The organism is Pseudomonas sp. KBN10P06128 (assembly GCF_037574945.1).
GTDB classification, from domain to species: Bacteria; Pseudomonadota; Gammaproteobacteria; order Pseudomonadales; family Pseudomonadaceae; genus Pseudomonas; species Pseudomonas aeruginosa.
In genome coordinates this window covers 3,777,914-3,791,774 of the sequence record NZ_JBBELR010000001.1, presented here as the reverse complement: position 1 = coordinate 3,791,774, position 13,861 = coordinate 3,777,914, and the positions used below count along the sequence as shown (strand labels likewise).

Genomic DNA, 13,861 nt, shown 5'->3' with positions numbered 1-13,861 from the left:
GAACGATGAGTGGTGAGCTGGTGTTCGATCTGAACGCGCTTTTCATCTATGCCAAGGTGGTCGAGCACGGTGGCTTCGCCCCCGCCGGGCGGGTGCTGGGGATTCCCAAGTCGACCATCAGCCGCAAGGTCGCGCAGCTCGAGGCGCGCCTGGGCGTACGCCTGGTGCAGCGCTCGACGCGGCAATTCCAGGTGACCGAGATCGGCCAGGCCTACTACCGTCATTGCGTGGCGATGACGGTGGAAGCGGAGGCTGCCGAGGACGTCATCGAACAGAACCGCTCGGAGCCGTGCGGAATGGTCCGCCTGACCTGCTCGACGCCGCTGCTGCACTTCGAACTGGCGCCGATGCTGGCGCGCTTCATGGCGCAGTATCCGAACGTCGAGCTGTACGTGAAGACCTTCAATCGCCGGGTCGACGTGATCGCCGAAGGCTACGACATCTCGCTGTCGCTGCGTTTCCCGCCGCTGGAGGACAGCGACCTGGTGATGAAGGTGCTGGCACGCAGTCCGCAGGTGCTGGTGGCCAGCCCGGAGCTGCTGGCCCGCTACCGCCCGCCGGAGCTGCCGGCCGACCTGTCGGCGATGCCCTACGTCGGCTGGGAGCGTTCGCGCCTGGACGGCAGCCTGCGGCTGGTCGGCGCGGATGGCAGCAGCGCGGCCCTCAACCTGCGCCCGCAACTGCTCAGCGACGACCTCGGCACCTTGCGCCAGGCGGTGCTGGAGGGCGTCGGGATCGGCGGCCTGCCGCTCTGCGTGGTCAGTCGCGACCTGGCCGAGCGCCGGCTGGTGCGGGTGCTGCCGGAGTGGACGCCGGTGGAAGGCATGGTGGTGGCAATGTTCCCTTCGCGGCGCGGGCTGTTGCCTTCGGTCCGCGCGCTGATCGACTTTCTCGCCGCAGGCTTCGCCGACGCCGCGCAGCGCCAGTACCCGGCGCCGGGCTGAGGCTCAGCGACCGGCGCCCGGGCCGTAGAGTCGGAGCAGTTGCAGGGTCACGCCGTTGGACCAGCCGAAGCCGTCCTGCAGCGGGTACTCGCCACCGCCGCCGCCGCCCTGGTTGCCGCTGATGTCGTATTTCTCCACCAGTTTTCCTTCGCGGTCGTAGACCTGCTGCACCTGGGCGAGGAATCGCCGGCCGATGTCTTCCGCCAGGGCGTCCCGGCCGTAGGCGCGCAGGCCCTGTACGGCGACCCACTGCAAGGGTGCCCAGCCGTTCGGCTCGTCCCATTGCTGGCCGCTGGCACGGGTGGTGGTGGCCAGTCCGCCCGGGCGCAGCAGTTGGGCGGCGACGCTGTCGGCGGTACGACCGGCGCGTTCGGCGGAGGCCAGCCCGGTGAATAGCGGGAAGAGGCTGGCGGCGTTGATCCGCTCGATGGGCCGCCGGCGTTGCCAGTCGTAGTCGGCGTAGTAGCCCGCCGGGTGCCAGAGGTGATCTTCGATGGCCTGTCGTCGCTTCTCCGCGCGGGCGCCGTAGCCTTGCTCGCAGGCCTTCAGCGCGCTGCTGGCGCAGGCCTTGGCGATGGTTCGTTCGAGATGGTAGAGCAGGGCGTTGAGGTCCACCGGGACGATGGCGGTGGTGCGGATGCTGGCCAGCTCGCGGTCGTCGTCCAGCCAGCGGGAGGAGAAGTCCCAGCCGCTTTCCGCGCCGGCCCGCAGGTCGCGATAGACCTCGCCCGCGGGGCGCTGCGGGGCGCGCGCGGCGGTCGCCCGGTCCTCCAGGAAGGACTCCTGGCGCGGTGTGTCACGGTTGTCCCAGTAGCGGTTCAGCAGGCTTCCGTCGGCCAGTTTCACCACGTGCAGGCGCGCCTCGTTGGGGCGCAGCCCGGCGGAGCCTTCCATCCAGTAGGCGTATTCCTTCTGTAGCTGCGGCAGGTAGCGCCGGTAGGCGGCGTCGCCTTCGCGTCTTGCCTGGAGGTCCACCATGTAGGCGAAGAACGGCGGCTGCGAACGGCTCAGGTAGTAGCTGCGGTTACCGTTGGGAATGTGCCCGTAGGTATCGATCAGGTAGGCGAAGTTGTCGAGCATGTCGCGCACCCGCTGGTGCTGCCCGCTCTCCGCAAGGCCGAGCATGGTGAAGTAGGAGTCCCAGTAGTACACCTCGCGGAAGCGTCCGCCGGGGACCACGTAGGGTTTCGGCAGCGGCAGCAGGCTGCTGTGGGCCGGCACCTGCTCGTAGTGGCGGGTCAACGCCGGCCACAGGTCGCTGATGTGGCTGGCGAGATCGGCGCCCGCTTCCGGCGGGGCGGTCTCGACGCTGCCGGACTCCTCGAAGTTGCGGCCGACGAAGGCGCGCAGGTCGAAGCCGGGCCGCTCCCTCTCGCGCAGGTAGTCGGCGCGGATCCGTGCAGGCTCGCGCAGCGGGAGCGCATCGACGAAGTGCTTCTGGTCGCTGAACAGCCGGCTTTCCTGCACCGCCTGGAACAGCTCGGGATAGGCTTCGTCGGGGGCGATCGCGCGTTCGCCGCTGGCGTCCTGCCAACCCCAGGACGCGGGCGGGGTAGGCGCCGGGCCCTGGCTGCAGGCCGCCAGCAGGAGCAGGACCCAGGCTGCGAGCATGGCGCGGGGCAGAGCGGTTCGATCAGGCATCGGCTGTCTCCTCTTCGGCAAACGCCGGGCGCGGATCGGTCGCCGGCGGGGTGTGCCTGGGGCGGCGCGGCAACCCGGCGGGAGGGCCGGGAAGGGCGCTACCCCTGTTTCGGTGAGTCGCGGCGCACGAAGTTCCATCGGAAGGATCGCCAGCGTACCTATCGCTTCCGACAGGTCCTTGCGGATGAACTCCAGCGTTTCGCGCAGGTCCGTCGCAGAAGGGGCGCGAGCGCCCCCAGTTGCCGTTTCGCCGTGTCGCTCCCCGCCGCCTGCGTTTTGTGCAGGGCCTCGGCGGCGCGTATCTCCTGCCCGTCCCTTCACGTCGGGAAGCCTGCGTTTCCCGAGAGGAGTGTTTCGCAATGGCCACTGCACTACGCTTCAGACCCCTGGACGCCTTCTACAACGTCCTCAACCCGGTTCCCTTCGGTTTCTTCGTCGCCGCCCTGGTCTTCGATGCCATCTATTTCGCCACGGCGGAGGTGATGTGGGGCAAGAGCGCGGCCTGGCTGATCAGTCTCGGCCTGCTGTTCGCCATCCTGCCCTGCATCGTCGACCTGTGCCGCGTATGGCTGCTGCGGCGCGCGGCGGTCGTCGCGGCGGCCAGGGTTTCCTCCTTGCTGAAGTTCGCCGGCATCGTCCTGGCCATCTTCAATGCCTTCGTGCACAGCCGCGACGCCTATGCGGTGATGCCGGCCGGGCTATGGCTGTCGATCGCGACGGTGCTGCTGCTGGCACTGGGAGAGGCGCTCCTGGCGGTATCCGCGGAGGAGGTGGCGCATGGCTAGCCTCCACTCGCTGCGTCCCGTCGCGCTTGCCCTCGGCCTGGTCCTGGCCGGCTGCAACCAGGGGTCGCAGAACGATCCGCAGCAGCAGACCGGCGCCAATCCGGCGCTTCCGGAACCGAAGCACTTCCTTCTGCCGCCGATGAAGGTACCGGAAGGCGTGGGCTGGTCGGGAGAGGCCAAGCCGACGGTGGCCCAGGGCCTGAAGATCGAGAAGATCGCCGATGGCCTGCAACACCCTCGCCAGTTGCTGGTCTTGCCCAACGGCGATGTGCTGGTGGTGGAGGCCAACTCGCCCGGCACCGCGCCGGTGACCACGCCGAAGCAACTCATCGCGGGGATGGTCAAGGGCCAGTCCGGCAAGGCCGGCAAGGGCGGCAACCGCATCACCCTGCTGCGCCGAGCCGGCGCCGGAGGCCAGTGGCAGAAGTACGTGTTCCTGGAAGGGCTGGACTCGCCGTTCGGCGTGCAGCGGGTGGGGGATTACCTGTATGTCGCCAATACCGGGAATATCATGCGCTACCGCTACGTGCCGGGTGAAACCCGGGTCGCCGACCCGGGGATGGAGTTCACCGACCTGCCGGACACCATCAACCACCACTGGACCAAGGCGCTGCTCGCCAGTCCCGACGGGCGCAAGCTCTACGTGGGCGTCGGTTCGAACAGCAACATCACCGAGAACGGCGCGGCGATCGAATACCGTCGCGCGGCGATTCTCGAGGTGGACGTCGCCAGCCGCGGCAGCCGCATCTACGCCTCCGGCCTGCGCAACCCGACCGGCCTGCAGTGGGAACCGGTCTCCGGCAAGCTGTGGACCATCGTCAACGAGCGCGACGAGATCGGCAACGACCTGGTCCCGGACTACCTGACCTCGGTACGGGAGGGCGGCTTCTACGGCTGGCCCTACAGCTACTTCGGCCAGCACCTGGATTCGCGGGTGAAGCCGCAGCGTCCCGACCTGGTGGCGAAGGCCATCGTCCCCGACTACGCGCTGGGTTCCCACGTGGCTGCGCTGGGCCTGTTCTTCTACACCGGCGACGAGTTGCCCGAGCGCTATCGCAACGGCGCCTTCGTCAGCGAGCACGGCAGTTGGAACCGCTCACCGGTCAGCGGCTTCCAGGTGGTCCATGTGCCGTTCGCCGACGGCAAGCCCGCCGGTGCGCCGCAGCCGGTGGTGACCGGGTTCGTCTCCGCGGACGAGAAGCAATTGTTCGGCGCGCCGGTGGGGTTGGCGCAGGCGGCCGACGGGGCGTTGCTGATCGCCGACGACGTCGGCAACGCGATCTGGCGGGTGAGCGCTGCGGGCACCGACTAGCGGCCCGCTCGACGGTGTCCGGGCCGGAGCTGGCGGTCCGGGCACGGTGCTGCGGTCCGGCGCAGTAAATCCGTGCGTCCCTCCTGCGTCTCCTGTGCATCCGATCCGCGAATGCCGCCCCTGGCGGCCGGATCGCCGGTTGCCAGTGGAACACCACCACGCCTTGAGGGTTGAAGACATGCACGTCGCCACCAGCGTCATCGAAGACCAGCCGCTCCGCGCCACCCCGGCGGAGGGCGAAACGCTCTACGAATTCTCCCAGTCGCCCTTGCTGGAACGGCAAAGCCGCCAGGAGTCCAACGCGCGCAGCTATCCGCGGCGGATTCCGCTGGCGCTGAAGAAGGCCAGGGGGCTGCTGGTGGAGGACGTCGAGGGGCGTACCTTCATCGATTGCCTGGCCGGCGCCGGCACCCTGGCGCTGGGGCACAACCATCCAGTGGTGATCGAGGCGATCCGCCAGGTTCTGGCCGACGAGCTGCCGCTGCACACCCTCGACCTGACCACCCCGGTGAAGGACCAGTTCGTCCAGGACCTGTTCGGCCTGCTGCCGCCGGCGCTGGCCGCCGAGGCGAAGATCCAGTTCTGCGGCCCGACCGGCACCGACGCGGTGGAAGCCGCGCTGAAACTGGTACGCACCGCCACCGGGCGCAGCACCATCCTGTCGTTCCAGGGCGGCTACCACGGCATGAGCCAGGGCGCGCTGGGGCTGATGGGCAATCTCGGACCGAAGAAGCCGCTGGGCGCGGTGCTCAGCACGGGCGTGCAGTTCCTGCCGTATCCCTACGATTACCGTTGCCCGTTCGGTCTCGGCGGCGAGGCGGGGGTCAAGGCGAACCTGCACTACCTGGAGAACCTGCTGAACGATCCGGAAGGCGGCGTGCAGTTGCCGGCGGCGGTGATCGTCGAGGTGGTCCAGGGCGAGGGCGGCGTGGTTCCGGCCGATCTCGACTGGCTGCGCGGCTTGCGGCGGATCACCGAGCAGGCCGGGGTGGCGCTGATCGTCGACGAGATCCAGAGCGGCTTCGCCCGTACCGGCAGGATGTTCGCCTTCGAGCACGCAGGCATCGTCCCCGACGTGGTGGTGCTGTCCAAGGCCATCGGCGGCAGCCTGCCGCTGGCGGTGGTGGTCTACCGCGAATGGCTGGACAAGTGGCAGCCCGGTGCCCACGCCGGCACCTTCCGCGGCAACCAGATGGCCATGGCCGCCGGTTCGGCGGTGATGCGCTACCTGAAGGAACACGACCTGGCGGCCCACGCGGCGGCCATGGGCGAGCGCCTGGCCGAGCACCTGCGCATCCTCCAGCGCGACTATCCGCAACTGGGCGATATCCGTGGTCGGGGGCTGATGCTCGGGGTCGAGATCGTCGACCCGCAGGGCGAGGCGGATGCCCTCGGTCATCCGCCGACCGACGGCGCCCTAGCCTCGCGGGTCCAGCGCGAGTGCCTGAGGCGCGGCCTGATCCTCGAACTGGGCGGCCGCCACGGCAGCGTGGTGCGCTTCCTGCCGCCGCTGATCATCGGCGCCGAACAGATCGACGAGGTGGCCCGGCGTTTCGCCCGCGCCCTCGGCGCGGCGCTGGCCGGCTAATTTTCCCGCCGGGCTTTTCGTTATCCAACGCAAGGGCCGTGCTGCGCGCGGCCGTTCGATCCCATCAGGAGCAAGCAATGACTTCAGTGTTCGACCGTGACGACATCCAGTTCCAGGTAGTGGTCAACCATGAGGAGCAGTATTCCATCTGGCCGGAATACAAGGAGATTCCCCAGGGCTGGCGGGCGGCCGGCAAGAGCGGCCTGAAGAAGGACTGCCTGGCCTACATCGAGGAAGTCTGGACCGACATGCGCCCGCTGAGCCTGCGCCAGCACATGGACAAGGCGGCCGGCTGAGTGGGCGGTACGCCCGTACGGCTGTTCTGCCTGCCGTATTCCGGCGCCAGCGCCATGACCTACAGCCGCTGGCGGCGCAAGCTGCCGGCCTGGCTGGCGGTGCGTCCGGTGGAGTTGCCGGGGCGCGGGGCGCGGATGGCCGAGCCGTTGCAGACCGACCTGGCGAGCCTGGCGCAGCAACTGGCGCGCGAGCTGCACGACGAGGTCCGCCAGGGCCCCTACGCGATGCTCGGCCACAGCCTCGGCGCCTTGCTCGCCTGCGAGGTGCTGTATGCCTTGCGCGAACTGGGTTGCCCGACGCCGCTGGGGTTCTTCGCCTGCGGCACCGCGGCGCCCTCGCGACGCGCCGAGTATGACCGCGGTTTCGCCGAACCGAAGAGCGACGCCGAGCTGATCGCCGACCTGCGCGACCTGCAAGGTACGCCGGAAGAGGTGCTGGGCAACCGCGAGCTGATGAGCCTGACCCTGCCGATCCTGCGCGCCGATTTCCTGCTCTGCGGCAGCTATCGTCACCAGCGGCGCCCGCCGCTGGCCTGTCCGATCCGAACGCTTGGCGGCAGGGAGGACAAGGCCAGCGAGGAACAGTTGCTGGCCTGGGCCGAGGAAACCCGCAGCGGTTTCGGACTGGAGCTGTTCGACGGCGGGCACTTCTTCATCCATCAGCGCGAGGCCGAGGTGCTGGCGGTCGTCGAGCGCCAGGTCGAGGCCTGGCGCGCGGGGCAGGGCGCCGCGGCGTTGGTGGTGGAGTCGGCGGCGATCTGCTGATGCCCGCGAGGGCGCCATAGGCCCTGCGGCGGGTCCGATGTCGACGAAAAAAAGGCCGGTGAGCAGCGCTCCCCGGCCTTTTTCGTTACGAGGCGCGGCTCAGCCTTTACCGGCCAGCAGCCCTTCGACTATCGCTTTCATGTCGCTTTCCAGGCCGGCCACCGGGTCCGCCGCCTCGGTGTCCACCACTACCAGGCGTGCGCCGCTGGCGGCGATGGCATCGGCGAGGGGCTTCGGTGGTTGGCGATGGTGCAGGACCAGGGCGATGTCCTCGCTCTTCAGCTCCTCGGCGAAAGCCTGGATATTGGTCTCGGTCCAGCCGTCGTCGGCCTGGATCTCCACGTCCAGCGGGTCCAGGTTGAGCCCGGCGAGCAGGTAGCCGAGGCGTTCGGAGAGGCTGATCACGCTGAGGTTGTCGGCCTTCGCCAGGCGAGTTTCGTTACTGGCGGTCGCTTCCAGCAATTGCTTCTTCAGCGTCGCCAGGTTGGCCTGGATGGTCGCTGCGGCGCCGGGCGCCAGGCGTTCCAGGTCGCTGGCAAGGACATCGGCCATGCGCCCCAGGTTGGTCGGGTTGAGCCAGGGGTAGGCATGCAGGTCGCTGCCGGGGCGCAGGGCGATGCCGGGTAGGGCGCCGTCCACCGGACGCGCGGCGTCGATCTCGACGATACGGATATTGCTACGGCGGGCCAGCGGGTAGAGCGGGTCGTCGCTCCAGATCGAGCGCAGGTCGATCACCGCGTCGGCCTGCCCGGCGGCCTTGGCCAGGCCGCCGGCGCCGCGCCCGGCGAAGAACGAGGCCTGGCGGCTGGCCGGCAGGTTGGCCGGGGCGACCCGTTGCAGCTTGACCTTGGTGTCCCGCAGCAGGCGTTCGGCGAGGGCGTGGGTGACCGGCAGGCTGGCCAGTACCGTGACTTGCGCGGACTGAGCCGCGGCCGGCGTCGCGGCGAGGGCCGGGAGCGGGCCGGCGAGTCCGGCGCAAGCCAGGGCCAGGGCGAGGCAATGGGGTTTCAGGTTCATCCGGGGGTTCCTTTCAGGTGCGGCAGGCAGCCGCGAGCGATGGCGGCGAGGCCGAAGGCCAGGCCGGCGACCAGGATGATCGCGGCGCCGGAGGGAATCGGCAGGTCGAACATGATCGGCAGCAGGATACCGGCCAGCGTGCTGACGGTGGCGATCAGCACCGCCAGCCAGAAGAACCCTTTCAGCGACTGGCTGACCAGGCGCGCCGCCGCCGCCGGGATCACCAGCAGGGCTCCGACCAGGATCGCGCCGATCACTTTCACCGCGGCGACGGTGACCAGGGTCACCAGGGCCACGAACAGGTAGTCCAGGCTCTTCACCGCGACCCCGCGCACCGCCGCCAGTTGCGGGTTGAAGCTGGCCAGCATGATGCGGTTGTACAGCGGCAGGGCCAGGCACGGCACCAGCACGGCGACCGCCGCCAGCACCGCGAGGTCATGGCCGTTCACGGTCAGCACCGAGCCGAACAGCACGTTCTCGAGGATATGCACGTTGATCTTGCCCGCCAGCACCAGCAGCAGGCTGGCGCCGAGCGCCAGGGACACCGAGAGGAACACCCCGATCAGGGTGTCCGGGGCCAGGCCGGTGCGGTTGCGCAGGTAGTTGAGCAGGACGCCGAACAGCAGGCAGTAGCCGAACAGGCTGCCGTAGGGCCCGGTGTAGGGCTCGCCGAGGAGGATGCCGATGGCCACGCCGGTGAGCGCGGCGTGGCCGACCGCCTCGGAGAAGAAGGCGAAGCGCTTGACCACCACCAGGGTGCCGAGGCCGCCGAGCACCGGGCCGATCAGCAGTCCGGCGAGGAGCGCGTTGACGACGAAGCCGTAGGCCAGGGTCTCCGGCAGGTAGCCGGCGGCGGCCCAGGCCTGGACGGCCTGGCGCAGTTGTTCGTAGGCGTCGTTCATCGGCTGGCCTCCGCGTTCTTCCGGGGCTGGGTGGAGAACAGCGTGAGCAGGCGTTCCGGGGTCAGGCTGCTGGCCGCCGGACCGTCGAACAGCAGGTGGCGGTTGAGACCGCTGACCCGGTCGGCGAGGCGGCCGACGGCCTCCAGGTCGTGCTCGATCCAGAGCACGGTGACGCCGGCCTGGCGCCAGTCCAGCAGCAGCCGCTCGAAGACCTGGATGCCGCCCTCGTCGAGGGCCGACATCGGTTCGTCCAGCACCAGCAGTTGCGGCGGCGGTACCAGGCCCTGGGCCAGCAGCACGCGCTGGCGCTCGCCGCCGGAGAGGGCGCCCATGCGCCGACCGCGCTTGGCCAGCATGCCGACCCGCTCCAGGGCCGCGTCGATCGCCGGGCGCCGGCTGCGCGACAGGCCGAGGAAGGCCGGACGGCGCTGGCACATGGCGGCCATGAAATCGTCGACGGTGAGCGGCAGGCCGCGGTCGAACTCCAGCGCCTGCGGCACGTAGCCGATGCAGCCGGGCGCGCCGGGCCACTCCAGGCGCAGCTCGCCGCGATGCGGCATCTGCCCGAGCAGGGTCTTGACCAGCGAACTCTTGCCGCCGCCGTTCGGTCCGACCAGCGCGTGCACGCTACCGGCCTCGACGCGCAGGCGCACGCCATCGAGGATGCGGCTGCCGCCGAGACTCAGGTCGATCCCGGCGAACTCGATGGCCGGCCCGCAAGGCGTGGCGCAAAGCCGTTCGGCCACGGTCATGCGCCGGACTCCTGGATGGCGCGGACCACGGTGTCGAGGTTGCGCGCCATTTCTTCCTCGTACTTGCCGGCGCTGTAGTCGCCATAGGAAATGTGCGACAGCGAATAGAGCTTCACCCCGGACTCGCGCTGGATGGTCTCGACGTAGGTGGAGGGGAAGTCGATCTCGGAGAAGATCACCTTCACGTCCAGCGCCTTGAGCTGGTCGATGGTCTTCTTCAACTGGCTCGGACTCGGCTCGATGCCGTGGGCCGGCTCGACCACGGCGGTGACTTCCAGGCCGAATTCGCGCAGCAGGTAGTCGTAGGCGCCGTGGATGGTGGCGACGCGGAAGTCGGCGGCCGGGGCCTTGTTCAGCCGCGCCAGGGCGTCGGCGCGCAGGGCCCGCAGGCGCTTGGCGTAGGCCCGGGCGTTGCGGGTGTAGGCCTTGGCGTTGGCCGGGTCGAGCTTGCCCAGTTCGCGGGCGATGGTGTTGACCTGGGTGATCGAGGCGCTGATGGACAGGAAGGTATGCGGGTTGACCACCTTGCCGGCGCCGCGCGCGGCCATGCCAGTGGCGGCCAGCAGCGGCACCTTGGCATTGGCCTCGATCACCGGGATGCCGGGCTTTTCGCTGGAGGCGATCATGCGCTCGGCGAAATCGTCGTGGCCGACGCCGTTGAGCACCACCACGTCGAGCGTGCCGATGCGCTTGATGTCCTCGGCGCGCGGCTCGTAGGCATGCGGGTTGAAACCGGCGGGGATCAGCGGCACCACCTCGGCCTTGTCGCCGACGATGTTGCTCACGTAGCTGTAGTAGGGATGCAGGGTGATGCCGATGCGCAGGCGCTTGCCGTCTTCGGCCTGGGCCAGCGGGGCGAGCAGGGCCAGCAGCAGGGCGGCCAGCAGGGCGCGGCCCGGGAGGAGGGCGGCGAAGCCGCGCGGACGGGATGAGCGACGGGAGAACAGCATGGAAAAACGCCTTCTGTGGAGTCGATGTGCGATCAATGGCGGTGCTGACGGGTCACGCCGGCGTCGAAGCGGCTGACCACCTGGCGCCAGCCGGCATCGGCCAGGGCTCGGGCGTCGCCCGGTACGGCGCCGGCAGCGGCCGCGGCGGGCTTCAGCCAGACTTCGGCGGGGCCGAGCAGCAGGAGGAACGAGCCGGCCACCTCGGGCTTGCCGCTGACGCCCAGGTAGCTCGGACGCCCGGCGGTTTCGCCGTGGCTCCAGCGGTGCTCGCCGCGGCTGCTCGCGGCGACGTCGGCGACGAAGGGCGGGAAGCCCTCGGCGGCCAGTTCGTCGACGGAGGGCGCGGCTTCGCCGTCGTCCAGGCGCGCCTGGATGTCTTCGGCGGCGACCTGCAGGTCGGCATAGATGCCCTGTTCGGCGGCATTCAGGTCGAGCCGGGCGTCCACCTGGTGGGCGTCCAGGGCTTGCGCTTCATGGGACTGCTGGCGCAGCCCGACCACCGTGGCGGCGAGGGCCAGGATCAGCACACTGCCGAGCAGTACGTAGAGGGTCTCGTGGCCGGCGCCGGCCGGGCGGACGGTTTCGACGCTCATGGCGCGGCGATGTCGGCGTGGTCGATTTCCACCACGTGGCCGGGACCGGCGTCGAACAGCACGTAGAACTCGCCGTCGGGACGCTTGAAGGTCAGGGTCGAGTCGGCGCCGAGCTTGCCGGGAACCAGGATCTGCTCGTCGTAGCCGATCACGTCGAGGGTTACGCCGGGGGCGCCGCTGCCGTCGGAGAAGCCGCCCTTGCAGCGGATCTCGCCGGCCTGCACTTCCTCGCATTCGCAGATCGGGTTGTGCGCCAGGGCCGCGCCGCTCAGGCCGAGCAACAGGGCGGCCAGGGGCAGGCGCCAGGGGCGGGTGTGGATGCTCATTGCTTACCTCGTTTGTTCAGCCAGGCCACGGTGGCGGGGGATGCCTCGGCCAGGGGAATGGAAGCCTGGTGCATGGAGCCGTCCCAGCCTTCCATGGTGATCCACAGCTCGGCGTCGGGCCGGGTGCGCGGCGGGATCGGCACGCTGGTGCCCATGCGGTAGGGGCTGCCGAAGAAGATCACCCCGGCGGCACGCAGGCTGCGCGGCTTGCCGATGCGCAGGTAGGTCGCCTTGACCTGGGGAATGCAGGCCTGGCAGAGGGCGGCATTGAAGTCCTTCATGAAGCCGGCGGGGCCTTCGTCGTGCGGCGGTTCGATACGCATTTCCGCCAGGCGCAGGCTCCAGGGGCCGACCTGGATCTCGCCCGCCTCTCGTTCGCCGAGGCCGCTGGTGCCGCGGAACAGTGCGACGTCGGCGAAATAACGCGGCATGAAACCGAGTGGGATCAGGATCAGCAGAACGTTCAGGTGGAAACGCCAGCGCAGCCAGAACTGGCGCAGCGGCGAAACGGGCTGGGCAACGGCGGCCTTGCTCATGGCTGTCCCTCCGCGGTCTGGTTGGCCATTACCGGCGCCGGCTTGGCCGGTTTCGGCTGGCGCGCCGGGCGCTTGCCGCGCTTGACCAGCGCGGCGGTGGCCTGTGCGGTGCGCCTGCTCCAGATCAGCAGGCCGCTGAGCACCATCATGCTCAGCAGCAGGCCGAAGACGAACCAGATCAGCTTGACCCAGATACCGCCGAAATCGCCGGTGTGCAGGGGACGCATGGATTCGGTGACGAACTCCAGCGGGGTGCGGTCGCCGAGCAGGCGGGAAGACTCGATCCTGCCGTTGTAGGGATTGATCGCTGCCGACTGGTACATCAGCGGGTACCAGCCGCGGCCATAGACATAGAGCGGGCTGTAGGCGTTGCCGGGGAGGAACAGCCCGCTGGCTTCCAAGCCGGAAATGTCCCGGGTGGCGATGCGCACGGCCTCGTCGAGGTCGATCTGCACAGCCGGCTGGCCGGAAGGCGAGAGCGGCACCTCGCTGCGGGCGATGACCGGCGGCGGGCCTTCGCTGGAGAGAGTGATGTGATTGTCGGCGAGGATCGCCTGGATCAGGAACCAGGTGCCGGTGATGGAGATCACGGCGATGAACCAGATCGACCAGATGCCGCTCAGGCGGTGGAAATCGCCCCAGAAGATGCGTGCGCCCTGGCTGATGCGCAGGCGTGGTCTGAAGAAACCCTTCCAGAATCGTTTATAGACCACCAGACCGGTGACCAGCGAGGCCAACATCGGCAGGCCGAGCAACGAAACCAGGTACCAGCCCCAACTGTAGCCATTGTTGAACGGAACCAGCCACCAGCCGTGCAAGGCACGGGTGAACTGGCGGAAATCGAAGTTCGGGCTCTTGCCCTGGATGGTGCCTGTGTAGGGGTTCACGTAGAGCGCAGCGCTGCTGCCGTCGGGATAGCTGACATCCACGGTCAGGGCGAAGTGGGATTCGTCGGGGCGTTCTATCGATTCGACCTTCAGCTCGGGCCGGGCCTGGTTGATGCTGGCGAGGACCTGGCTGTAGCTCAGCGGTTCGGCGGAGTCGCTCGGCTTGCTGGCGCGGATTTCCGGGTTGGCCAGCCAGACGATCTCCTGGCTGACCACCGCCAGGGTGCCGGTGACGCAGACGATCAGGACGAAGAACCAGATGGGCAGGGCCAGCCAGCTGTGGACGAGGAACCAGAGTCTGGAGCGGGACTTTTTCGACATGAGGCTAACGGTAGGTTAGGGGTCGTGGGCACCGACCATGGGTTGCGGGGACTGGATGCGCCCCGTTCATCCATATAGGACGAATGAGGCCGGTAGAACCTGAAGGGGAAGATGAAAGCAAATGTTTCGCAGTTGCTTTCAGCCTGGCGCCGGCGGCTTGTCCGAGGGCTTCCGTAAACGCCTGATGGCTATGCAAAAAAACCGATCGGCCAAGGTGCGACCGGAAGTCGCTGTCCGGTTAATTTT

The 13,861-nt window shown here is 68.9% G+C and carries 15 protein-coding genes; 6 read left to right on the top strand and 9 right to left on the bottom strand.

What is annotated here, in order from left to right; genetic code table 11:
* The first annotated feature begins 5 nt into the window (after nt 1-5).
* On the top strand, nt 6-944 hold the full coding sequence (locus VQ065_RS17755; RefSeq protein ID WP_003105956.1) for a LysR substrate-binding domain-containing protein: 939 nt from the start codon (nt 6-8) through the stop codon (nt 942-944).
* Between the two features lie 3 nt (nt 945-947).
* On the opposite strand, the gene treA is transcribed toward VQ065_RS17755, so the two are convergent.
* Complete coding sequence (treA, locus tag VQ065_RS17750) at nt 948-2,585, bottom strand: alpha,alpha-trehalase TreA (protein WP_003089644.1); 1,638 nt, start codon at nt 2,583-2,585, stop codon at nt 948-950.
* 359 nt (nt 2,586-2,944) lie between these two features.
* Here treA and VQ065_RS17745 point away from each other — a divergent pair, with 359 nt between their 5' ends.
* From VQ065_RS17745 to VQ065_RS17725, 5 genes are all read left to right on the top strand, one after another.
* A complete protein-coding gene (locus tag VQ065_RS17745) occupies nt 2,945-3,370 on the top strand; it encodes a hypothetical protein (protein ID WP_003089642.1) in 426 nt (141 codons plus the stop codon).
* Complete coding sequence (locus VQ065_RS17740) at nt 3,363-4,682, top strand: PQQ-dependent sugar dehydrogenase (RefSeq protein ID WP_003089641.1); 1,320 nt, start codon at nt 3,363-3,365, stop codon at nt 4,680-4,682. The genes VQ065_RS17745 and VQ065_RS17740 overlap by 8 nt, the downstream gene beginning before the upstream one ends.
* 178 nt (nt 4,683-4,860) lie before the next feature.
* Complete coding sequence (locus tag VQ065_RS17735; protein WP_003089638.1) at nt 4,861-6,270, top strand: aspartate aminotransferase family protein; 1,410 nt, start codon at nt 4,861-4,863, stop codon at nt 6,268-6,270.
* 77 nt (nt 6,271-6,347) lie between these two features.
* Nucleotides 6,348-6,566 carry an MbtH family protein gene (locus VQ065_RS17730; RefSeq protein ID WP_003089636.1) on the top strand — a complete coding sequence of 73 codons (219 nt, stop codon included), beginning with the start codon at nt 6,348-6,350 and terminating at the stop codon, nt 6,564-6,566.
* A complete protein-coding gene (locus VQ065_RS17725; protein ID WP_003089632.1) occupies nt 6,567-7,331 on the top strand; it encodes a thioesterase II family protein in 765 nt (254 codons plus the stop codon).
* 99 nt (nt 7,332-7,430) lie between these two features.
* On the opposite strand, the gene VQ065_RS17720 is transcribed toward VQ065_RS17725, so the two are convergent.
* The 8 genes from VQ065_RS17720 to VQ065_RS17685 are packed head-to-tail and all read right to left on the bottom strand — an operon-like array spanning nt 7,431 to nt 13,615.
* Nucleotides 7,431-8,348 (bottom strand): metal ABC transporter solute-binding protein, Zn/Mn family, encoded by a 918-nt coding sequence (locus tag VQ065_RS17720; RefSeq protein WP_014603842.1) that lies wholly within the window; start codon nt 8,346-8,348, stop codon nt 7,431-7,433.
* Nucleotides 8,345-9,250: a metal ABC transporter permease gene (locus VQ065_RS17715; RefSeq protein ID WP_003106903.1), complete on the bottom strand. Its 906-nt coding sequence runs from the start codon at nt 9,248-9,250 to the stop codon at nt 8,345-8,347. Before VQ065_RS17715 ends, VQ065_RS17720 begins: the two co-directional genes overlap by 4 nt.
* The gene (locus VQ065_RS17710; RefSeq protein ID WP_003106905.1) at nt 9,247-10,002 is read right to left on the bottom strand and encodes a metal ABC transporter ATP-binding protein; all 756 of its coding nucleotides are present in this window, start codon (nt 10,000-10,002) and stop codon (nt 9,247-9,249) included. The genes VQ065_RS17715 and VQ065_RS17710 overlap by 4 nt, the downstream gene beginning before the upstream one ends.
* The gene (locus tag VQ065_RS17705; RefSeq protein WP_003089628.1) at nt 9,999-10,952 is read right to left on the bottom strand and encodes a metal ABC transporter substrate-binding protein; all 954 of its coding nucleotides are present in this window, start codon (nt 10,950-10,952) and stop codon (nt 9,999-10,001) included. The genes VQ065_RS17710 and VQ065_RS17705 overlap by 4 nt, the downstream gene beginning before the upstream one ends.
* A gap of 32 nt (nt 10,953-10,984) precedes the next feature.
* The gene (locus VQ065_RS17700; RefSeq protein WP_003089625.1) at nt 10,985-11,545 is read right to left on the bottom strand and encodes a DUF6162 family protein; all 561 of its coding nucleotides are present in this window, start codon (nt 11,543-11,545) and stop codon (nt 10,985-10,987) included.
* Nucleotides 11,542-11,871: a hypothetical protein gene (locus VQ065_RS17695; protein ID WP_003089624.1), complete on the bottom strand. Its 330-nt coding sequence runs from the start codon at nt 11,869-11,871 to the stop codon at nt 11,542-11,544. Before VQ065_RS17695 ends, VQ065_RS17700 begins: the two co-directional genes overlap by 4 nt.
* Nucleotides 11,868-12,407: a hypothetical protein gene (locus tag VQ065_RS17690; RefSeq protein ID WP_003089621.1), complete on the bottom strand. Its 540-nt coding sequence runs from the start codon at nt 12,405-12,407 to the stop codon at nt 11,868-11,870. The genes VQ065_RS17695 and VQ065_RS17690 overlap by 4 nt, the downstream gene beginning before the upstream one ends.
* On the bottom strand, nt 12,404-13,615 hold the full coding sequence (locus tag VQ065_RS17685) for a PepSY-associated TM helix domain-containing protein (RefSeq protein ID WP_003089618.1): 1,212 nt from the start codon (nt 13,613-13,615) through the stop codon (nt 12,404-12,406). The genes VQ065_RS17690 and VQ065_RS17685 overlap by 4 nt, the downstream gene beginning before the upstream one ends.
* Between the last annotated feature and the right edge of the window lie 246 nt (nt 13,616-13,861).